Annotated in this window: 17 protein-coding genes and 2 tRNA genes; 14 read left to right on the plus strand and 5 right to left on the minus strand. The window is 53.0% G+C overall.

What is annotated here, in order from left to right:
- The first annotated feature begins 1,579 nt into the window (after positions 1-1,579).
- Positions 1,580-2,449, plus strand: a complete 870-nt coding sequence (locus tag ACZ3HG_RS10190) for a winged helix-turn-helix domain-containing protein (RefSeq protein WP_465332780.1) — start codon at positions 1,580-1,582, stop codon at positions 2,447-2,449.
- Positions 2,442-2,930 carry an immunoglobulin domain-containing family protein gene (locus tag ACZ3HG_RS10195; RefSeq protein WP_465332781.1) on the plus strand — a complete coding sequence of 163 codons (489 nt, stop codon included), beginning with the start codon at positions 2,442-2,444 and terminating at the stop codon, positions 2,928-2,930. The genes ACZ3HG_RS10190 and ACZ3HG_RS10195 overlap by 8 nt, the downstream gene beginning before the upstream one ends.
- Positions 2,931-3,013: 83 nt before the next feature.
- Here the strand turns inward: ACZ3HG_RS10195 and ACZ3HG_RS10200 are convergent, their stop codons facing one another.
- The 5 genes from ACZ3HG_RS10200 to ACZ3HG_RS10220 all read right to left on the minus strand — a co-directional run bounded on the left by ACZ3HG_RS10200 (position 3,014) and on the right by ACZ3HG_RS10220 (position 8,613).
- Positions 3,014-5,155, minus strand: coding sequence for a peptidase domain-containing ABC transporter (locus ACZ3HG_RS10200; RefSeq protein ID WP_465332782.1), 2,142 nt, complete (start codon positions 5,153-5,155; stop codon positions 3,014-3,016).
- Positions 5,156-5,180: 25 nt separating this feature from the next.
- Positions 5,181-6,440: an HlyD family secretion protein gene (locus ACZ3HG_RS10205; protein WP_465332783.1), complete on the minus strand. Its 1,260-nt coding sequence runs from the start codon at positions 6,438-6,440 to the stop codon at positions 5,181-5,183.
- A gap of 15 nt (positions 6,441-6,455) precedes the next feature.
- A complete protein-coding gene (locus tag ACZ3HG_RS10210; protein WP_465332784.1) occupies positions 6,456-7,796 on the minus strand; it encodes a TolC family outer membrane protein in 1,341 nt (446 codons plus the stop codon).
- Positions 7,793-8,158 carry a helix-turn-helix transcriptional regulator gene (locus tag ACZ3HG_RS10215; RefSeq protein ID WP_465332785.1) on the minus strand — a complete coding sequence of 122 codons (366 nt, stop codon included), beginning with the start codon at positions 8,156-8,158 and terminating at the stop codon, positions 7,793-7,795. The genes ACZ3HG_RS10210 and ACZ3HG_RS10215 overlap by 4 nt, the downstream gene beginning before the upstream one ends.
- Before the next feature lie 317 nt (positions 8,159-8,475).
- Positions 8,476-8,613: a hypothetical protein gene (locus ACZ3HG_RS10220; protein ID WP_465332786.1), complete on the minus strand. Its 138-nt coding sequence runs from the start codon at positions 8,611-8,613 to the stop codon at positions 8,476-8,478.
- A gap of 649 nt (positions 8,614-9,262) precedes the next feature.
- Between ACZ3HG_RS10220 and ACZ3HG_RS10225 the strand changes: the two genes are divergently transcribed.
- The 12 genes from ACZ3HG_RS10225 (at position 9,263) to ACZ3HG_RS10280 (ending at position 22,309) form a co-directional block, all read left to right on the plus strand.
- Positions 9,263-11,956: a DUF2339 domain-containing protein gene (locus ACZ3HG_RS10225; protein WP_465332787.1), complete on the plus strand. Its 2,694-nt coding sequence runs from the start codon at positions 9,263-9,265 to the stop codon at positions 11,954-11,956.
- Entirely contained in the window at positions 11,946-13,319 is a 1,374-nt protein-coding gene (locus ACZ3HG_RS10230; protein ID WP_191936210.1) for a DUF3999 family protein, read from the plus strand. The genes ACZ3HG_RS10225 and ACZ3HG_RS10230 overlap by 11 nt, the downstream gene beginning before the upstream one ends.
- Positions 13,320-13,550: 231 nt before the next feature.
- Positions 13,551-13,985, plus strand: a complete 435-nt coding sequence (locus ACZ3HG_RS10235; protein WP_191934012.1) for an RcnB family protein — start codon at positions 13,551-13,553, stop codon at positions 13,983-13,985.
- A 145-nt stretch (positions 13,986-14,130) separates the two neighbouring features.
- A complete protein-coding gene (mltB, locus tag ACZ3HG_RS10240; RefSeq protein ID WP_191934013.1) occupies positions 14,131-15,210 on the plus strand; it encodes a lytic murein transglycosylase B in 1,080 nt (359 codons plus the stop codon).
- 97 nt (positions 15,211-15,307) lie between these two features.
- Entirely contained in the window at positions 15,308-16,081 is a 774-nt protein-coding gene (gene tam, locus ACZ3HG_RS10245; protein WP_191934014.1) for a trans-aconitate 2-methyltransferase, read from the plus strand.
- Between the two features lie 103 nt (positions 16,082-16,184).
- Positions 16,185-16,679, plus strand: coding sequence for a nicotinamide-nucleotide amidase (pncC, locus tag ACZ3HG_RS10250; protein WP_191934015.1), 495 nt, complete (start codon positions 16,185-16,187; stop codon positions 16,677-16,679).
- A gap of 94 nt (positions 16,680-16,773) precedes the next feature.
- The gene (gene recA / locus ACZ3HG_RS10255) at positions 16,774-17,835 is read left to right on the plus strand and encodes a recombinase RecA (protein ID WP_191934016.1); all 1,062 of its coding nucleotides are present in this window, start codon (positions 16,774-16,776) and stop codon (positions 17,833-17,835) included.
- Between the two features lie 218 nt (positions 17,836-18,053).
- Positions 18,054-18,581 (plus strand): regulatory protein RecX, encoded by a 528-nt coding sequence (locus ACZ3HG_RS10260; RefSeq protein WP_191934017.1) that lies wholly within the window; start codon positions 18,054-18,056, stop codon positions 18,579-18,581.
- Between the two features lie 137 nt (positions 18,582-18,718).
- Complete coding sequence (gene alaS / locus ACZ3HG_RS10265; protein ID WP_191934018.1) at positions 18,719-21,349, plus strand: alanine--tRNA ligase; 2,631 nt, start codon at positions 18,719-18,721, stop codon at positions 21,347-21,349.
- Positions 21,350-21,597: 248 nt separating this feature from the next.
- Complete coding sequence (gene csrA / locus ACZ3HG_RS10270) at positions 21,598-21,783, plus strand: carbon storage regulator CsrA (protein WP_004155916.1); 186 nt, start codon at positions 21,598-21,600, stop codon at positions 21,781-21,783.
- Between the two features lie 355 nt (positions 21,784-22,138).
- Positions 22,139-22,231, plus strand: a tRNA-Ser gene (locus tag ACZ3HG_RS10275).
- 4 nt (positions 22,232-22,235) lie between these two features.
- Positions 22,236-22,309, plus strand: a tRNA-Arg gene (locus tag ACZ3HG_RS10280).
- Position 22,310: the final 1 nt, after the last annotated feature.

Raw genomic sequence — 22,310 nt, forward strand, 5'->3', positions numbered from 1 at the left:
AGGTATCAGGACATTTCTCTGCGGCTATATTATCCCAGTGAGTAAGGCGCTGTCACAGGTAAAAGTGGGAGAAATGCTGCAAAATGCACAGGTTGCGGCGAGGATAGGGTTACAAAAAAATTAAAAATAATCAGTAGTACATAAAAAAAGATAACGTAAGGTTCGCCATAATCTATAAAAACGAACCGTTAATGAAGCGTTCTCTTATGTTAACACAGACCCAACGGTCAGACCAGATTGGTGATGAAGGTTATACTCTGATTGAAAAGAATAATAGAATTAAATGCTATAAGTGGTGGTTATTTAGTTTTAGCTACTGTTATCTTCTGAAGAGGTAGCTCGAAAATCTCTTTGCGGTAGATCAAAAAAAATCCCGATATGAGGAAATATGAGAATAAAAGAGATGTAAAAAAGGAATGTTTTATTAGTAACCCTTACTATACATCCCACGAAAAAATTCCATTATCACGATAAGAAGTCAGGGATGAGCCAGGGAAATTTATTCAGAAAGGAGTCTGTTAAACATCAGCAGGATAAATGGGCAGGGAAAGCAATGCTGCTATCTTCAATACCGGGAAGATGGGTGGCTGCGCTGTCATTTTTATTTATTTTGACCCTGATACTTTTTTTACTGCTCAGTTGTTACCCTTCGCTGCAATTTTGTTAGCGCAAACCTGAATTATCTTCGTTCTTAATGTTTGTCTCATTATGCTCCCTTCGCAAGTGACAATATCATTACTTCTACAGCCATCGAATTACCTGTCACAGGCTTTCTCGAGCTTCAGGACGGTATCGACAACTCTACGGGCCGACGGCAATTGTTCCACGTCGTCAGCTTGCCATTTGGTACCGTCAAGATTACCCGGCCCACCCTGTTTATACCTGGTCACGTGATCTCCTCTATCGGTGCCCGCTACCATCCGCGATCCTGGCCTTTTTACAGATTCAGGTTATTTAATGATGAATGAAGTCTTTCATCATTCTATGTCTGCCGCCAGCGTTAGATGTTCTTCTGGGCATCTGTCGTGGCAGCCGCGGTAGCTGTACACCGTGCGTCTCTGCATTATCCGCCAGCATCTCCTGCGCACGCCGATACGGTACGCCGCAAGCCGTTACTCCATCGCCTTCTACAGGTAAGCAATGAAGACGCTGTGCAAACTTCCTGCGCGATCACCCGTAAAACGCGTTACCGCAGTGTGAGGCGGGTAACGATCGTGACGGGGCTGTGTGTACTGCACGGCCGTATCCATTGCAAACTGTAATTTAATCTTTATGTCATTTTCAAAACTGCTCAACAGGAAGGGCGAGGTAGCCTGCTCTCTTATTTTTCTTAATCCTCTTTAATTATAGTTTTCAGAGAAGTTCATAAAAGTAACAAATATCATGAATTACTCATTAATGATTTTTAAAAATCATTTGTTGCATCATAAAAAATGAGATCAATCACGGCATGTTGTTATGTACAACTTAATACATATCCTCCACATTACTTCCTGAGCGACAAGGAAGTATCGTTTTTTGCTGACTTTATTCTTTGAATCAGTGTCTTACTATTTTCATGGAGGAGTGGCTTACAGATATGCATAATCACTATATTATTAATGGAATTATTGAGTTCCACCCGGCGACCAGCACGCTGCGGGATCTGGAGGACCCTGAAAATGTGGTCGTTTTGAACTCGCCTGCCGGTCGGTGTCTGTTGTTGTTAATAAATCGCATAGGCACGATTGTGACGCAACAGGAGTTAATGGACATCGTCTGGGCGAAAAGCGGAATGCAGGTATCTCCAAATACTTACTATCAAAATATTTCTATTTTAAGAAAGGGACTTAAAAAATTTAATCTGAAGGAAGATCCGGTTGTCACGATACCGCGTATCGGTTTGACCCTCGCCAGCAGCACCCGGATCCACAAGATGACCGCTGAACAACAGCGGGAAGACGCTTATAACGAGACGCAGAGCATGAGTAACGCCGGACTGACATCGGAGCCCGGCGAGCGGCAGTCGCCTGAGGGTGAAAGCGAAGGAGATGGCGTTGAAGGCCGCTTACCCGCTGAGGTCAGAGTCCGGGTAGCATCCCGCCCACTTTACGCCAGACGGCTGGCGCTGTGCGGTGCGGGTGTTCTGGTAGGCGTGGCTTTTCTCTCTGGCATTGTGTTGGGGACCAGGCCGCATAATGAGGTGCCATTTTTCGCCCACTATCGTTTTTTGACCACCATGGATGGTTGCCATATTTTTGTCACAGATAAAAGCTCCACGGCGGCGGCCAGCAGGGAGGTTGAATCCCTGGGTGAACAGATGAAAGCCCGCTGCCACAGCTATCCCTGGGTGTATGTTACACATTCTTCCATGTTACCCAGGGTGTCGGTGATACGGTGTAACAAACCCATTAATGAAGTGAGCACCTGTATCTCAGACTATTTTATCAAGGGGGGACAAGATGCATAAAAAAAAGTACGTAATAGCTGTGAGTATGATCTTCGGGCTGCTGTTGATGGCATGGATAGTCTGGAAATTTAATCATCAGTGGTATCATAAAGACTTTACGTGCTCGGCCAGTCTCTCCCAGCATTACAATCAAGAGAGGCTGGATGTCTCATTAAGCTATGTTTTTCGTGGAGACGAAGGGGTGGTGAGCATGAACGGTCGCTCCGTTCAGTACCCTGATAAGGTCTTCAATCGTGAGGTGTCTTTTCGTTTTAATCGGCGAGGCGATCTCTATTCGCTGGTATCCTGGGAAAATATTAAGCTGCCGGGTGACAATGTCAACGATGGTGAACTCAGCCGCTATGAACCGGATTTTTTTATATATCCTAATAAAAAGATATTAATGAGGATAGTCAGGCAGCCGAATGGGAACTATCTCTTTATGATAAATTCCATACCGGCTTATATTTGTAACGATGCTTTTTCTGTGTCGGGAGAGTAGCAATTAAAACAGGTGCAGATGATTCTGCACCCAATTTTAACGGTTTTTTTGGGCAGATATTACGAGTCGGATTGCAGGCCTGGTTACGAGGTACCGAGCAGAGCAATAAATTCATCCTTTGGTATCTCAGTGACACCGGTTCGGTTGATATTAATAATCCGGTCGGCGCTTAAAATGGTTTCAGGCCGGTGTGCGATGATAATGCGGGTAATGTTCATATGCTTGATCGCATTATTAATGGCGCTCTCACGGGCCACGTCGAGATGGCTGGTAGCTTCATCGAGGATCAGAATGCGCGGGTCACGGTAGAGAGCACGTGCCAGGATGACGCGCTGTGCCTGCCCACCGGACAGCGATGATCCCATATCGCCGACCATGCTGTTATACCCCATTGGCATGGCGATGATATCCCCGTGTATTTGCGCGATCTGCGCAGCCCGCTCAACCTTTTCTCTGTCGAGACTGGCATCGAAAAAGCTGATGTTATCCATAATTGATCCGGCAAAAAGCATATCGCTTTGCATTACGCTGCCAATCAGATCGCGGTACTGAGTCATGCCGAGCTGGGTGTGATCTACGCCGTTGACATAAATGGTACCGGCAACGGGTTTAAGCAGCCCCAGTAGTAATTTTGCCAGCGTGGTTTTGCCCTGTCCCGACGGGCCGACAATCGCCACGGATTCACCCGCTTTAATGGCAAGATTGAAGTCGGTAAAAATGTCGGCATCGGTGCTGGAGTAGCGGAAAGAGAGTGCAGAGATGTCGATGCTCATTGACCCCTCCTTCTCAGGCAGAGCCACGTTGCTTGCCATATTCTGCTCTTTTTCCGTGAGCACGATATCGGAAAGACGTTCGCCATGTAAACGCAGCATGCGGAAATCGATCAGCGCATTGATGAGGCCGCCGGAACGCGAGATAAACTGGTCAGCAAAGGAAATAAACGCCACCAGCATGCCGCTGGTGAAGTTGCCGTCGAGCACCTGCAGGGCCGCCAGCCATATCAGCACAATTTTTCCTATGCCAGAAATACTGTCCTGCAGCGTACTGAATCCAATAGAGAGTTTTTGCGTGGTGATCCCTTTATTGGTCGCTTCGACGGTTTCATTGGTATAGGTCGATACACGCAGGTCCTGTTTATTGTTGAGCTTTATTGCCTGCACACCACGAATGGATTCCAGCAGCTGCGACTGTACGACTGCCGAAGCCATCAGTTGATCCTCATTGGCGCGGCGGAACGGCTCAAAGGACACCCAGCGTAGCAGGGCATACAGCAGGAACAGGCCGATGACCACAAAGGTCAGGTTAGCGTTATAGGTAAAAATGACCGCCAGGGTGATCAGCGCCATAACGCCATCAAAGATGGAGGAGATAAAGCGGCCCGTCAGCGTGCTTTGGATAGTCGAGATCGAGCCAAAGCGTGACAGGATGTCACCCACGTGACGTTCTTCGAAGTAGTTCAGCGGCAGGCCAAGCAGGTGAGCACAGAGGTTACTCGACCACTGCACGCTTAACAGACTGGAAAACCAGGTGGTTACCCAACTTCGCAGTGCGGAGATCAGGTTCTGGAAGACGGTAATGCAGATAAAGGCCACGCCCAGCAGCGTCAGTAAATCGCGGTCCGCTGACACCAGCACCTGGTCGATGACCCACTGCATATAGAACGGCGTAATGATGCCGAAAAATTCCAGAGCCAGTGACAGCACGGCCACCTGCATAAAAGCGGAACCAATCCCGGACACGTTGCGGATAAGGTTCAGCATTGAGATGTTTTTTTTCTCGTTTTTCTTCTCAAACGTTGCCGCAGGGAAGACCTCCAGCGCCACGCCGGTAAAGGACGCTGAGACTTCGTCCATTGGCACATTTCGCACGCCGCGAGCGGGGTCGTGAATAATAATTTTGTTTTTTGCGATACCTTTCAGCACCACAAAATGGTTCATATCCCAGTGCAGCACACAGGGCATCGACAGCTTATGTAACTCGTCCAGGTCCAGGCGAAGCGCACGGCAGCCCATCCCCAGGTTTTGCGCAATGGACATCACATCGGATAGCGTGCTGCCCTTCAGGGAGGTCGGGAAACGCTGGCGCAGCGACACCATGTCGGTCTGGTGACCGTAATAGCCAGCAATCATACCGATACAGGTCAGGCCGCACTCAGCGGCCTGGGTCTGACGTAATACCGGTAGCTTATGGCGAAATGACAAATTGAGCTTGTGAAATAAATCCATGATAAACCTGATTAAATGATAATAATTATAGGGATGTCATCTTGCCCAGCGCCCGAAGCGGCTCAAGAACCCATTGATAGATATGGCGTTTATCCACAATAAAATCGGCTTCCAGCCCGCTACCGGGTCTCAGTTCGACCTGTTTGCCATAGGCCTGTACCGTCTGATGGTCAACGGTCACTTTGACCTGGTACATGGATTCCTGAACCTGACTGTCACCCGTTATCGTCGCCACCTCCTGCGGCGAGAGCGCCGAATTGGAGATCTCTTTTACCGTGCCGTATTGCTGTCCAAACGTCTGCCAGGGGAAGGACTGATAGCGCAGAACAACCCGCTGGCCGGGGCGAATGAAGCCGATGGCCCGGCTGCTCAACATGATGCGCGCCTGTAACTGAGCGTTATCAGGCACCATCATCGCCAGCGTTTGCCCGGCGGTGACAACCTGTCCTTGTTTAACCAGCACGGCGCTGACCGTGCCTTTTTCCGGCGCGAGTAAATCGACGGAGCGGCGCGATTCGTTTTCCATCATCGACTGTGAAATCGTGGAGAGTTTTTGCTGAATATCATTCTTCTGCTGAGAGTAGTTCATCGGCTGTTCGCGCAGCTGCTGGCGTGCCTGAGACAGCTGCTGACGAACATCAATTCTCTGCCGGGCCACATCCTGAAGGCGCACGCTGGCATCCAGCAGTTCATTTTGCTGCTTTTCCACCTGAGTATTAGAGGCATAGCCCTCCACGCGCATCGCTTTGGTTTTATCCAGCTGCGTCCTGGCCAGGGCAATTTGCTCCGTTCGCTGCTTGTAAATGGTGTCCAGCTCCACAGACTGCTGCTGCAGCAAACTGTCTTTTTCGCGTAATGATTTCAGCGTTTCGGTATTCAGTTGTTCAAGATTGCTCAACTGCTGGGTGAGGCCCTCCTGTTGCAGATCCAGCTGGCGGGCGATCGCTTCCCGCGTCTGGCCAAAGCGGGTAGAGATTTCCGAAGAAACGGTGGCGATATGACTGCCTTTTTCCAGCATGTCCCCCTCGTGAGCGGGCAGGGCGATCACCGTACCTGGCGTCATCGCGGTGATGGTCATCATGCCATTTTCAGGTACCAGCACACCCTTTGCGGTCTCCCGTTTGGTGTAGCTGCCGAAAACACAAAATGCGATCAGCACCACTACCAGTAAAGCGACCAGCGAAATAATTACCCAGCGAAAGGGCGGGCAATACAGCGCGACGGACCCTAACACTTTGGGTTTTTTTGCCTCTAGCACCTGCCGGCGAAATAAGTCGTTATTCATTAGTAAAATCCCTGATCATGGAGCATCGCAGCTGAAATTTTTCATGGCGGCATAATCCAGCTCACCGGTGGCTGACTTTAATTTAACGATGGATTGGATCAGCGTGTTTCGGGCCTGTGCCAGATTCTGAATGGCCTGGTAATAGTCCTTTTCCGCGTTGAACTCATCGATCAGCGTGCGCTGGCCGATCTCACGCCCGTACTGCGTCGAGGAAAGACGCTTACCGGCAGAAACGATTGCCCGCTCATACGCTTTAATACGCGACTGGCTGCTCTTCACCCCGGAGGCTGCCTGCAGTGCCTGCTGCGCAGCTTTACGCCGGGCTTCAGTCAGCAGATCTTTGCTTTCCTCAAAGCGGTGTGCGGCCTCGATGCTTTGGGAGATATGGCTGCCCCCAGAAAACAGAGGGATAGAAACATTAAGGCCCACGGCGGTATTATCTGTTTTTGACGTAGTACCAAATAAGGAGTCGAGTAAGTTTGCGTTTTCAGCACGCGTCCAGTTTTTGCCATAGCTCGCCTGGAACGTCACCACGGGAAGATAGTTAGAGGAGGTGGAGAGGATATCGACTTCACTGCCTTTCTGCGCCTGAATAGCGGAAAGCACATCCAGATTATTTTCTGCGGCCTCGCGTGTGATCCGCTCTGGTTTCAGCGCCATATTGAAATGCACACAGCTCAGACTCTTGTCCGGGATACCCTCTGCATCAAGACCGGTTAACTGATGAAAGGCAATATAGGCATCATCCAGGTCATTTTCAGACGCCAGTTCATCGGCTACGGCCGTATCGTAATTGGCCTGAGCCTCCGCTTCATCCAGCCGTGTGCCATCGCCTACCGCGACGGCCTTTTGCGCCTGTTTCAGCCTGGCGTCGAAGGCAACCAGTATCCGCTGGTTGGTCTGCAATACGCTGCGCTGATAGACCACGTTGTAATAAGCATTGGTGACATCGCTAATCAGTTTTTGCTGGGCGATCATCAGTTTGACATCGGCCATATTGCTAATTACCAGGCTTTTCCGCCAGCTGGCATATTTTGAAGCATCAATAATGGGTTGTGTCAGATTAAAACTGTAATTATGGCGGGTAACGCCGGCAGAATAGGCAGCATCCGGCTGGTCGGTTTTATTCCACCCACCATCAAGTGTCACCACTGGCAATAATCCGGCGAAGCCTTGATACTTCCTTTGATGATCGGCGGCATGAAGGCTACGGGCAGCCTTCATTTCTGCGTTGTAAGTGGTTGCTGCAATCAGTGATTCCTGAAGCGACAGCGCACAGGCATAGTCAGAAAGAAAAAATCCTGGCAACAATAGCAGGGTGATTTTTATTAGCGCGGCATTCCAAAAGATTCTCATACGGATAAAAATGCCTGCTGCTGTAAGTCGCGTAATAACTCACTCTCATTATTGACATGGAGCTTGTTCGTGGCGTTTCTTTTCTGTGTTGAAATGGTACTCAGCGCACGGCATTTTTTAGCGACAATTTCAGAAGGGGAATCCCCCAGGTGTATCAGGTTGCTCACTGCCCACTCCTTCGGCATCAGTACATCGCTTTCCTGCTGTAACCGTTTCATCACCGTGGATGAGATATAGGGCCTGCATTGTGGGGGGGGCAGAATGTTAACCAGCGCGCTGGTCAATTCCAGCGGAGTATTCCGCACGCTAATCATCATACTGACACCGAAATTAACGGTTTTCTTAAGGAAATTCTTATTCATGTTTTCTTCAAAAAATAAGGTAATTATTTAGAATTGCTGGTTAGTGTTTTCATGGTGTTTTTAACTTCGATTTCCAGAAAGTAACCATTAATTGATTGGGTTGCATTAATAATAATGATGTCGATTTTTTTCTGCGACTGACTTTAACAGCTCTTTGGTGGAATTAAAATGGCGTAAGGTGAAATCGTAATTATCCACCTCGCCCGCGAAGTAGGGTGGTAATCAAATCGTAAGACATATGATACGTGTGGAAATAGGTGGTATTTAAGTTATGAGTCATGATTTTCTTGAATGACGTAAAGTGTCTGGGGCGTTAATCATGCCAGAGGGGCCGTTTCCGCCATGGTGTCCTGATTCAACACCAGCCGCCTGCGGGGGCTGTTCACCATCGCCCTGCCATCACCGGCACTCAGTATCAGTGCGCCGATCAGCTGGCAGCTTCTGAAGACTGACAATGATCTGTGCCTGAGCAACGATAGTCCTCAGCATAAGTGGCATGTGGAAATAAAGATTGCATGATTGCCTACGACATTAGTGCGATGTGAAAGTCAATTTTATTATTACTGAACTGGATGTTCATGCGTTTCTATCGGCCCATAATCCTTGATCAGATCGATTATGATTCCTTTACTTCCTCCTGATGTTGGTGATCTCAGAGGAACGTCGGTATAGGTAAAAGGCGCAATCATTGGCATCTTCTCTTTTGAGACGGCGTTTTTACCTCTAAGCGGCCCAGGGATATATCATAAGGTGAGTGGTTAATTATTCTTATATGGCTGGTGGATATTCCGCTAAATGTTAAGTCATCCAACAGATTTTTATTTCTTCCCTTAAGGTTTACTGGGCGATAAAAGTCTTTAAGACGTTTTTTTGATAAAAGTATCATCTGATTTCCTTTATTAGGGTTTCCCGGGGGGATTTGTAGAAAGTTAAAGTAAAAACAGATTCTCTGTACTGAGGTCGTCATGGCGGAAGAAAAGGCGGATGACAGGTAAATGCAGAAGATAGCAGCCTGACAGTCAGGGCTGTCCCCGTTGAATTTTGCAGTGGTTTATGAGATTTCATGTCAATATGTAACCCTTCTTTTACCTACGGGACGTTGGCATGGATGATCTTCTGATAGCGGCCGGTCTGATAGCCATACTGGTGCTGGTGGTGATGCCGGTCATGCTCTTTATTGCGCTGTCGCGTAGTAAACGTAATGAACGCGATCTGGCGCAGCTTAAAAAGACCGTGATCACGCTGCAGCAACAGCTGGCGAAATGGCAGCGGGGCGAAACGCGCTCCGCAGGCACTGAGAATGCGGCCAGTGAACCGGCGGACAGGGTCCGCGCTCCGGAGGCCTTAACCGCAGCGCCAGCCGTCAGCCTCAGCGCGCGGACTGCTCCGGCGACGGCAAAAGCGCCTTCCTCTCCACCGGCAGTCTCTGCGCCCCCGCCACGGGTTAAGCCGCTGCCTGATATGTTTACCGGTCTGCTGTCAGGCCTGCTGGCCTGGTTTATGAAGGGTAACCCGCTGGCGAAGCTTGGCGTGCTGCTAATGTTCTTCGGTCTGGCGTATCTGCTGAAATACACGGTCGAGCGGGATATGCTGCCGGTTGAGCTGCGCCTGGCCGGGGCGGCCCTGGCCAGCCTGGCGATGCTGGGGCTGGGCTGGCGGCTGAGAATCAAACAGTCGCTTTATGCGTTAATTCTGCAGGGTGGGGCAGTTGGCGCACTCTATATCACTGTGTTTGGCGCTTTCCGGCTTTATGCTTTGTTGCCGCATCTGCTGGCCTTTGCCCTGATGTTGGTGATCTGTGCTGCCAGCGTCGGCCTTGCCGTGCTGCAGCGAGCCCTGAGCCTGGCAATGCTGGCCAGTATTGGCGGCTATCTCTCCCCCCTCCTGCTGTCGACCGGGGGTGGAAGTCACATCGCGCTCTTTTCTTATTATCTGCTGCTGTCGCTCGGTATTCTGGCCATCACCGTCTGGCAGCCGTGGCGTCCGCTCAACCTGCTGGGCTTTGCCTTCTCCTTTGGTGTGGCGGGACTGTGGGGGCTCCGTGACTATCAGCCAGAATATTATCTGAGCTGCCAGCTGTTTCTCATCGCCAATATTGTCATTTTCGGCGTGCTGTCGCTGGGACTCTCGCTGCGCGGTCAGGTGAAGGGGGAAAAGGTCATCGATGGTGTGCTGCTCTTCGGTCCACCGCTGATCGGTTTTGGCATGCAGTATCACATCACGCAGCACTGGGCATTTGGACCGGCGTTTTCTGCGCTGGGCTTTGGCCTGGCATATTTGCTGCTGGCGTGGGTCGGGCTGCGCCGCTACCCGTCACTGGGACGCCCGCTGGCGGTGGCCGGACTGGCGCTGGGGGCCGTGTTTACCACCCTGGCCATCCCGCTGGCGCTCTCCGCGCAGTGGACGTCAATGGCGTGGGCGCTGGAAGGACTGGGTATTCTGTGGCTGGGTCATACTCAGCGGCAGTCGCGGGTCAGCTACAGCGGTACCGGACTGCTGCTGCTGGCGCTGGGTTCTGCGCTGCTGGCCAGCTATAACGGTATGACCTCGCTCTCATTCAGCCTGATTTTTGCCGTACTGGCCCTGACATGGCTGGGGGCGGCGTGGCTGTGGCGCAGCGTTAACCTGGTGGTGTCACGCACGCTGCTGGGCGGGGGGACAATATTCTGGCTGGTCGCACTCTGTGGTGCGGTATCCGCCAGCCCACTTTATGACACGGATCTCCTGCTTGTGCTGTTGGCACTGATAACCCTTTCCGCGCTGGTGTGGCACCTGGCCAGCCGCCGTCTTGCCTGGATGGATCTTGGATACCTGCCGTGGCTGTTGTGGATCGCTATGCTGCTTGCCCTGCTGTATCAGCAGCTGATCGATAACGCTCTGCTGGCAGCGGGCTGGATGAATCTGGTCTGGCTGCCGGTGCTGGCCGTGGCGTATGCACTGCTGAAACGGGAACAGGGCAGAGTCAGACCGCCATACCTGGAGAAGGGGCTGCATTTATCTCTGTTCTGGATGCTGTTGTCCACCTGGGCGGAGGTCTGGCGCGTGACGGATACGCTGCCATGGGGCATGGACGAATGGCGTATGTCTGCGCTGATGGTGTTTATTGCTGCCATTATCCTGCTGACGCTGTGGGCGCTGCGCCGTGGCCGGTGGCCGTTCGCGGCTTTCCCGCGGTTATATTCGTCGCTCGGGCTGTTGCCGCTGGCGCCCTGTGCGCTGATCGTGCTGCTACAGGGGAATCTGCACGACGGTGTGATGATCGACTGGCGCTATCTGCCGCTGATCAATCCCCTGGAAGAGGGCGCGCTGATGCTGATGTTTGCCCTGTTATTCTGGGGCTGGCAGCTGCGTGCGCAGTTTATGGCGGCTCTTCCTGGTCTCGATCTTGCCCTGCGTCTTGGCGCGATTGCACTGCTGTTCTGGTGGGGCAACGGTCTGGTGATGCGCATTCTGTCTTACTACGCCGGGATCGCCTGGCAGGCCGATGCACTCTGGTCGTCGCGGCTGGTGCAGACGACCTTTACGCTGCTGTGGATGCTGACCGCACTGCTGACGATGTTGTGGTCAACCCGCTACCGCTACCGCCAGGCCTGGTTTGGAGGCGCCGCCCTGCTTGTGGTGGTCATTATTAAACTGATGCTGGTGGACAGCGCACATGGTGGAGGGCTGGCGCGTGCGGTGGGCTTTATCGGTGTGGCGGTTCTGGTACTGATTGCCGGGTATTTCTCGCCTTTGCCGCCGAAAAACGGACATCAAAAAGAGGCGGTCACCGCCACTGAGGGAAACGATGAAAAATAAAATAAGCCAGGCCTTATTGCTGGTTACGCTGTACCTGATGGCCGGCGCAGCAGCGAACGCGAACGAGGTACCAAAGGATTATGCTTATGGCCTGCCGTTGATTACCCCGGGGGCTGAACCCTTTTACCGGGTGAAGCTGCCTGAAGAGGTCTATCAGCAAACGGCCTGGCCTGATATGCGCGACCTACGGGTGTTTAACAGTCAGGGAATGACGGTACCTTTTGCCCTCTATTCCACGGAGATAAGTGAAAGCAAAACGAAGACCTGGCCATTGCGCGTTTTTCCCATGAACAGCCAGCCGCGTCAGGCAAGTGAGAACGCACAGGTGACGCTGAAATCGGCCAGCGGCATTGAGGTCACGCTGCCTGTTGAGGGTGAAAAGCCGCTGGGGCGCAGCCTGCTGCTGGAAGTACCGCAGGAGGGAGAGGGTTTTTCCCCCAGGTTGAGTGGATTGAAACTGACCTGGGAACGTTTACCGCAGAACTGGCAGGCGCGGGTCAGTGTATTCTACAGCAGCGATTTGAAAGACTGGGAGGCCGTGACGGATGACGCCCCGCTAATGGATCTGACCTCCGGGGACAGCAGGCTGCTGCTGGATACGCTCGATTTCAATGAAGATCGGGGCCTGCGTGCGCGCTACCTGATGCTGGTATTTAAAGACGATGCCCAGCCGGAGAATCTTAACCTCAGCGCCATTTCGGGGATTGAGGCGGCGGCAAACCCGGTTCAGCACTTTATCAGCCTGACGCCCTCAGTTAAGGCTGTCTCAGCAAGCGAAGCGGAATACAGCTGGTCGACTCCCCAGCCACTGATCCGACTGAAGATCACGCCTGCCCAGTCAAATGCGGTGTTACCGGTGCACATAGACTATCGCAGCACCGCGGAGGGTGACTGGCTGCCGCTGGCTGACCAGGTGGTTTACAGCCTGGGTGAAAACGCTTCCGCGCCGCTTATTCTTCAGGGCGCGTTAATCCAGGCCATTCGCGTAAAAGGGGTTCACCAACAGTGGAGTGGAACGCCACCGCTGGTAAGCGCGGAGCGTGAAGTGCGTAAGCTGGTTTTCAATGCACAGGGCAGCGCACCCTATATGCTGGTCTGGGGCAATAAGAATGCCGGCTCACAGGTGATCAGTCTGGATCAGCTGATACCGCAGGAGACCCATCCATGGATGAGCCTGCCTGATGCCGGTCAGGAGGGCATACAGACGCTGGGGGGTCGGGAACGTTTAACCGCTACCGCTGAAACGGAGAAAAGCGCACTCTGGCAGAAAGGGCTGCTCTGGGCGCTGTTGATTATCGGTGCGGGCGGGCTGGTGCTGCTGGCACTGAAGGTCTGGCGAGAGGTACAACGGCAGCCAAAATAACCGGAACAGGGGAGAAGGGAGCGCAGGTTATGTTTATTAACAATAATTCCTTCAATCTCTTAGCCACATCATCTTATTATCTCAGGTAACTGTGCCGGAACCATCTTACTCTCAGGCTCTCTAAGACTTGCCGGGCGAGAATGGAACCGGCTTATTGTTGATTATTATCGTTTTGATGTACGTTGATTTTGCAGCGGATCGCTGCCAGATAGCCTAATTTTTGGAGAATATATGCGTAAGTTGAAAGTGGTATTCTGTTCAGCGCTCTTCTCGGCTGCGGCGTTATCCTGTGCCCCTGCCGCCTGGGCGGAAGGTGAGCAGAGCGCAGCAGCGACCCCTGAAGTGCAGACACCCGCCGTTCAGACCCCGGAAAGTCAGAACTCACTGGCGCAGGATCCCCAGGCTGCTGCCCCGCAGGCTAATCCTGCCGATCCTTACGATCTGCAATACTTCTTTGCTGACTTTACGCGTTTTGCCATCGGTGACGTGGTGCCCGATCTCTACCGCAGCAAAAAGTATGAAATTGTTCAGTGGAAGGTGCGCCATCTGCCTGCCCCGGAAGCCGATAGTCACTGGACCTATATGGGCGGTAACTACGTGCTGATCACCAATGCGGATGGAAAAATTCTGCAGGCGAAGCAGGGTGAAATCTACTACAAACGCTGATTGACTGGCCCAGCCTCCTCTTGCTTCAGCCTGAGGAGGTTTTCACCGCTTTCCTTCACGCCTTTTGCGTAAATCCGCTTAACTCCTCCCCATCAATGCTTTACCATCGGTTTCTGAGAAATTTAAACGGTTATATGGATATCTGATGCGTTATCTGGCTTCGTTCCTCCCTGTCCTCGCATTACTCACCGCCTGTAGCAGTCAGCCGAAGTCGGCCCCGGCTGAACCGCATGGCAATCCGTTTAAAGGCAACGGCGGGTTCCTGCTGGAACCGGCGCACAGCGGCACCGTGCTGGGGGGCGATTTCGCCAATAACCAGGCGGCTAATGCCTTTATCGATAAAATGGTGCGTAAGCACGGTTTTGAACGTGAACAGCTGCACAACGTGCTGGCGCAGGCGAAGAATCTTGACTGGATTGTCCGCCTGATGGATCGCCAGGCCCCGTCGACTACCGCTCAAGGCCCGACCGGTCCGAACGGCGCATGGATCCGTTATCGCAGTAAGTTTATTACCCCGGATAACGTGCAGAATGGCGTGGCATTCTGGAATCAGTATCAGGATGCCCTTCAGCGTGCGGAAAAAACCTATGGTGTGCCGCCGGAAATCATTGTCGGTATTATCGGCGTGGAAACCCGCTGGGGCCGGGTAATGGGTAAAACACGCATTCTTGATGCGCTGGCGACGCTGTCATTTAACTATCCGCGTCGCGCTGAGTACTTCAGCGGTGAGCTGGAAACCTTCCTGCTGATGGCCCGTGAAGAAGATGACGATCCGCTCGATCTGCGCGGTTCTTTCGCCGGGGCGATGGGGTATGGGCAGTTTATGCCGTCGGCGTTTAAACAGTACGCGGTGGACTTCAACGGTGACGGGCACATTAACCTGTGGGATCCGGTGGATGCGATTGGCAGCGTGGCGCACTACTTCCAGGCACACGGCTGGCTGACCAACGGAACCGTTGCGGTTGAGGCCACTGGCCAGGCTCCGGGACTGGAGAGCGGTTTTAAAACGCGCTATACCGCAGGCCAGCTGGCCGCAGCCGGACTGTCACCGGTTATCCCCTTGGATCACAACCAGCAGGTCAGCCTGCTGAAGTTTGACATGGGTAAGAGCTATAAGTACTGGTACGGGCTGCCCAATTTCTATGCCATCACCCGCTATAACCACAGCAATCACTATGCGATGGCCGTGTGGCAGCTGGGGCTGGCCGTGAAGCAGGCGCGCTAAACCGCGTCTGGAATGTTGCAGCTATCGTGTTATTTATCGCCGGGGCAGCCAGATTTCCAGGAGATCGGGCTGCCACTGCTTATCTGAGCGAGGAATAATGAAAGACTGGAACCCCAATCTTTACCGTCAGTTCGAAGCCGAACGCACGCGCCCGGCGCAGGAACTTCTCCACCGCATTACACGTCCTTTCCCTTCTTACGTTACCGACCTTGGCTGTGGCCCGGGCAACAGTACCGAATTGCTTCGCCGGCGCTGGCCTGAAGCGCAGATTACCGGGCTGGACAGTTCGCGGGCGATGCTCGACCAGGCACGTGAGCGTCTGCCGGACTGTGGGTTTCACGAGGCGGATATTCGTTACTGGCAGGCGACTCCCCTTCAGGATGTGATCTTCGCGAATGCTTCCCTGCAATGGCTGAACGATCATCCGACCCTGCTCCCCGGTCTGGCATCTCAGCTTGCCGCCGGTGGCGTTCTGGCTGTTCAGATGCCGGATAACCTTGAGGAACCGAGCCATCGTCTGATGCGCAGCGTGGCTCAGCGTCCTGAGTGGAATGCTAAAATCGACCCGAAGACGTCGTCGCGTGTGTCTCTGCTGTCAACGGAACAGTACTATGATCTGCTGACGGCTGCTGGCTGCCGGGTCGATATCTGGCGGACCACTTACTATCATGTCATGCCGTCGCCGCAGGCCATTGTTGACTGGCTGCGGGCGACCGGGTTACGCCCCTACCTCGCCGCATTGGATGAGGCTGAACAGGCCTTATGGCTGACAGAGTATCTGGCAGAGATCACCCTGGCGTATCCGCGACGTCAGGATGGCAACCTGCTGCTGGCCTTCCCGCGTTTATTTATGGTGGCAGAGAAAGTCTGACGGAAAATCGCCAGGACAGGCCGCAAAAACGGGTTTTGACGCCGTCTGAATCGGTGAAAAGTGCTACTCTCTTGCTCTGGAACATCGGTAAGGGGAGAGCCATATGACCGATAACGAATTACTGCAGTTGAGCATCCGCGTGGGCGAACGTCTGCGGGCGCATCAGGCCTGTGTGAGCACCGCCGAGTCCTGTACTGGTGGCTGGATTGCAAAAGTGCTGACGGATGTTGCCGGCAGTTCGGCCTGGTTTCAGCGCGGCTTTGTGACCTACAGCAATGATGCCAAGCAGCAGATGATCGGTGTGTCGGATACCTCACTGGCCCGCTTTGGTGCGGTGAGTGAAGAGGTGGTCCGGGAGATGGCGCAGGGCGCGCTGCGTGAAGCGGGTGCGCAGTATGCGATCTCGGTCAGCGGTATTGCCGGGCCGGATGGCGGCAGCGAGGGGAAACCCGTCGGCACCGTCTGGTTTGGATTTGCCTCGGAAAGTGGTGAAGTACTGACACTGGTGCAGCGCTTCAGCGGTGACCGCGAGGCCGTTCGCCGCCAGGCTACGGCCTGGGCGCTGCAAACCCTGTACGATCACTTTCTCAAAAATTAAACTTGATACTGTATGAGCATACAGTATAATCAGCGCATATTTTAGAGACGAAGCAGCATCTATGTGTGCTTTACCCGCATGATTAGGAGTAAAAATGGCTATCGACGAAAACAAGCAAAAAGCACTGGCAGCAGCGCTGGGCCAGATTGAAAAGCAGTTTGGTAAAGGCTCCATCATGCGCCTGGGTGAAGACCGCACCATGGATGTGGAAACCATCTCAACCGGTTCTTTATCACTGGATATCGCGCTGGGTGCCGGTGGTTTACCAATGGGCCGTATCGTTGAAATCTATGGCCCGGAGTCTTCCGGTAAAACCACCCTGACGCTGCAGGTTATCGCTTCTGCACAGCGTAAAGGGAAAACCTGTGCATTTATCGATGCCGAGCATGCACTGGACCCGGTCTACGCTAAAAAACTGGGCGTGGATATCGATAACCTGCTGTGTTCTCAGCCGGATACCGGTGAGCAGGCGCTGGAAATCTGTGATGCGCTGGCCCGTTCTGGTGCCGTTGACGTCATCATCGTTGACTCCGTAGCCGCCCTGACGCCAAAAGCGGAAATCGAAGGTGAAATCGGCGACTCTCATATGGGCCTTGCAGCACGTATGATGAGCCAGGCGATGCGTAAGCTGGCCGGTAACCTGAAGAACTCCGGTACGCTGCTGATCTTTATCAACCAGATCCGAATGAAAATTGGTGTTATGTTCGGTAACCCGGAAACCACTACCGGGGGTAACGCCCTGAAATTCTACGCTTCTGTCCGTCTGGATATTCGCCGCATCGGCGCAATCAAAGAGGGCGATGAAGTGGTGGGTAGCGAAACCCGCGTTAAAGTGGTGAAAAACAAAATCGCAGCACCGTTTAAACAGGCTGAGTTCCAGATCATGTACGGCGAAGGCATCAACGTTTACGGTGAGCTGGTCGACCTGGGCGTGAAGCACAAGCTGATCGAAAAAGCCGGTGCCTGGTACAGCTATAACGGTGACAAGATTGGTCAGGGTAAAGCCAACTCAGGTAACTTCCTGAAAGAGAACCCGGCTATCGCCAACGAAATCGAAGCTAAACTGCGTGAAATGCTGTTGAACAGCCAGGACGATAAGCCTGATTTTGTTCCTGCTCCGCATGAAGCTGACAGCGAAGTTAACGAAGATATCTAATCGTTACTCTCCGGGCGGACAGCGTTTTGTCCGCGCCATAAAAAGGGAATCGCTAACCACAGCGATTCCCTTTTTTTTAATGATATTCCAGAACATTCTGTATTAAACGGCTGAACCTGCTCGTTATCCTCTCCTTTCTACGCTTTTTCCTCGCAAGCACTGCCATCAAACGTTAACCTGACTGTCTGTTACTTAGACTGAACGCGGTATGAGGCAATATGTCAGAATCCACTGAACGAACCCGGCATGCAAAACTGCTGGAGCGGGCAATGCGTATTCTCGCCATGCGCGATCACAGTGAGGCCGAGTTTCGCCGAAAGCTGCAAATCTCCAGCGATCGCGCCGCCCAGTTCGCGAAACAGCAGCCGGCTAAAGCCGAAGCGCCACCTGAGCCGCTGGCTCCTGAAGAGATCGATCGCATTGTTGAGTGGTGCTATCAGCACAACTGGCTGGACGATACGCGCTTTGCAGAGCGCTATGTGGCCGGGCGCAGTCGTAAAGGCTATGGGCCACAGCGGATTCGTATGGAGCTGGGGCAGAAGGGCATTGATAAAACGCTGATTGATGATGCCCTGTTTACTGCTGAAATCGACTGGCAAAAGGAAGCATTTGCGCGGGCAGAACGTAAGTTTGGACTGCCCCTGCCCACAGAATGGAAGGAAAAAGCCAAAGTGCAGCGATTTCTGATGGCGAAAGGTTTCTTTATGGAAGATATCCGCGCCATTTTCGAGAATTTTGATGATTGACCGTCGATGGGATTTTACTTCCCTCTGAAGAAAATTTATCTTATTCACCACTTTTTGTTCGTGTGTCGCCGCAGGCAGAAGCCGATCCGGCGTAACATGACCCACGAAACGTACGTTAGCGTGATTCCAGGACAAATATGAGCAAGAGCACTGCGGAGATTCGTCAAGCGTTTCTCGACTTTTTCCAGAGCAAGGGACATCAGGTTGTAGCCAGTAGCTCCCTCGTCCCTAACAATGATCCGACGCTGTTATTCACCAACGCCGGGATGAACCAGTTTAAAGACGTTTTCCTTGGGCAGGACAAGCGCAACTACTCGCGCGCCACCACGTCGCAGCGCTGCGTGCGCGCCGGTGGTAAGCACAACGACCTTGAAAACGTCGGCTACACCGCCCGCCATCACACCTTCTTCGAAATGCTGGGCAACTTCAGCTTTGGTGATTACTTCAAAAAAGAAGCCATCGCCTTTGCCTGGGAATTACTAACCAGCCCGGCGTGGTTCGGGCTGCCAAAAGAGAAACTGTGGGTCACGGTATACGAGACCGATGATGAAGCGTACGGCATCTGGGAAAACGAGATCGGCGTACCGCGCGAACGCATTATCCGTATCGGTGACAACAAGGGGGGCGCGTACGCCTCTGATAACTTTTGGCAGATGGGCGATACCGGCCCGTGTGGCCCGTGCTCCGAGATCTTCTTCGACCACGGCGACCATATCTGGGGTGGCCCTCCGGGTAGCCCGGAAGAAGATGGCGATCGCTATATTGAGATCTGGAACATCGTCTTTATGCAGTTCAACCGTCAGTCAGACGGTACCATGCTGCCGCTGCCGAAGCCGTCCGTGGATACCGGGATGGGACTGGAGCGTATCAGTGCCGTTCTGCAGCATGTGAACTCCAACTATGAAATCGACCTGTTTGCCCGACTGATCAAATCGGTCGCCGAGGTGACAGGCGCAACTGACCTGGGCAATAAATCCCTGCGTGTGATTGCCGACCATATCCGTTCCTGTGCTTTCCTGATTGCAGATGGTGTGATCCCCTCGAATGAAAACCGCGGTTATGTGCTGCGTCGCATCATTCGCCGTGCGGTACGTCACGGCAACATGCTGGGTGCAGAAGGCACATTCTTCTACAAGCTGGTTGCTCCGCTGATTGCCGTCATGGGCGCTGCGGGTGAAGACCTGCAGCGTCAGCAGGCACAGGTTGAGCAGATCCTGAAGAGTGAAGAAGAGCAGTTTGCGAAAACGCTGGAGCGCGGTCTGGCGCTGCTGGATGAAGAGCTGGAGAACCTGCAGGGCGATACCCTGGATGGTGAAACCGTCTTCCGCCTGTACGACACCTTCGGATTCCCGGCTGATCTGACGGCGGATGTCTGCCGTGAACGTAATCTGAAAATTGATGAAGCGGGCTTTGAGCAGGCAATGGAGCAGCAGCGTCAGCGTGCGCGTAATGCCAGCGGTTTCGGTACGGACTACAACAATGTGATCCGCATTGACCAGGCCTCTGCTTTCAAAGGTTATGAAGAACTGGCGCTGAATGCAGCCGTGACCGCTATTTTCGTTGATGGCCAGGCGGCGGAGGAGATCAGCGCCGGTCAGGAAGGGGTCATCGTTCTCGATGAGACACCGTTCTACGGTGAGTCCGGTGGCCAGGTGGGCGACACCGGCGAGCTGAAGAGCGAGAAGGGTGCCACCTTCACCGTGAACGACACACAGAAGTATGCTCAGGCCATTGGTCACATCGGTACTCTGGCGTCCGGCCAGCTGCGGGTGGGCGATCGTCTGGCGGCACAGGTTAACGAAGCCCGTCGTGCTCGCATTCGCCTCAATCACTCCGCGACGCATCTCCTGCACGCCGCGCTGCGGCAGGTGCTGGGCGATCACGTTGCGCAGAAGGGCTCTCTGGTTAACGATAAATATCTGCGTTTCGACTTCTCGCATTTTGAAGCGATGAAGCCGCAGGAGATCCGCCAGGTCGAAGAGATCGTTAACGCACAGATCCGTCGCAATCTGCCGGTTGAGACCAATATCATGGAGCTGGAAGCCGCGAAAGCACACGGGGCGATGGCGCTGTTTGGTGAGAAGTACGATGACCACGTGCGCGTTGTTGGCATGGGTGACTTCTCAACCGAACTGTGCGGTGGTGTTCACGCCTCCCGTACGGGCGATATCGGCCTGTTCCGCATCACCTCAGAGTCTGGCACTGCTGCAGGCGTGCGCCGTATTGAAGCGGTGACGGGGGAGGGGGCACTGGCGCAGGTTTACAGTCAGAATGAGCAGTTACTGGATATTGCTCACCTGGTGAAGGCCAACAACAGTAACCTGAATGAAAAAGTGCGTGCGCTGATTGAACATGCGCGCGGGCTGGAAAAAGAATTGCAGCAGCTGAAAGATCAGCAGGCTGCGCAAGAGAGTGCATCACTGAGTAGTAAAGCCATTGCGCTGAAAGGCACCAGGCTGCTGGTCAGCGAACTGAGCAACGTTGAGCCGAAGATGCTGCGTACGATGGTCGATGACCTGAAAAACCAGCTTGGTTCTGCGGTTATCGTGCTGGCGACAGTCGCTGATGGCAAAGTATCCCTGATTGCCGGGGTGACTAAAGACCTGACCGACCGTGTTAAAGCGGGCGAGCTGGTGGGCGAGCTGGCCCAGCAGGTCGGTGGTAAGGGTGGCGGTCGACCGGATATGGCTCAGGCTGGCGGTACAGACGCACAGGCGCTGCCTGCTGCTCTGGCTGGCGTTGAGGCATGGGTGGCTGCAAAACTGTAACACTATAAAAAGGTATTGCCGGGAAGACGCTCAGGGCTACGGGTTCGGGCGTCTTTTCAAGTGATACACCCCTGTAATCATAAAGTCAGGTTGATGATCTGGTTTTCGGCTAAACTAAGTATCAGCAGAATGTATTGGTATGCAGGTGCACAAAGGGTGTATTTGTCATAGGCTACATTTAGCGTTATACGATGGATAATGCCGGGAAGCACTTAACCCGACTCTTTTAATCTTTCAAGGAGCAAAGAATGCTTATTCTAACTCGTCGAGTTGGTGAAACCCTCATGATCGGTGATGAGGTGACTGTAACTGTGCTGGGTGTTAAAGGTAACCAGGTACGTATTGGTGTGAACGCCCCTAAAGAAGTGTCGGTGCATCGCGAAGAGATCTATCAGCGTATTCAGGCCGAAAAGACTCAGCAAACAAGTTACTAACGGATCCAGCGCCTCGCTCCAGTAGCGAGGCGCTACCGGTTTTTCGCTATTCCCCTCTCTTTTGTCGCTCTCATTCTTTCCTGCGTTCTTATCCACGTCATTTTATGACCTTTTTTCTCCTCCCTCCTTTTTATTCGTGTGTACTCATTCTGTCTGGGCCCACTTTCTTTGTTGATAAATCACTCTTTTTGTCGTCAAAATGGCCGACTTGCGTGGCTTTTGTGCAATCAGACACGAGTGATGAAAAAAGGGGGAGAAATTGTTTGACTTACAACGCCCAGAAAGTAATATGTGCGCCACGCAGTGCCGATGAGCAGATACAACGTTCTGAAGCACAACTCGAAAGAGTGCTAGTGGTGAGGTGGCCGAGAGGCTGAAGGCGCTCCCCTGCTAAGGGAGTATGCGGTCAAAAGCTGCATCCGGGGTTCGAATCCCCGCCTCACCGCCATTTTGCATCCATAGCTCAGCTGGATAGAGTACTCGGCTACGAACCGAGCGGTCGGAGGTTCGAATCCTCCTGGATGCAC

It is taken from the genome of Erwinia sp. PME.40.26/001 (genome assembly GCF_055556675.1).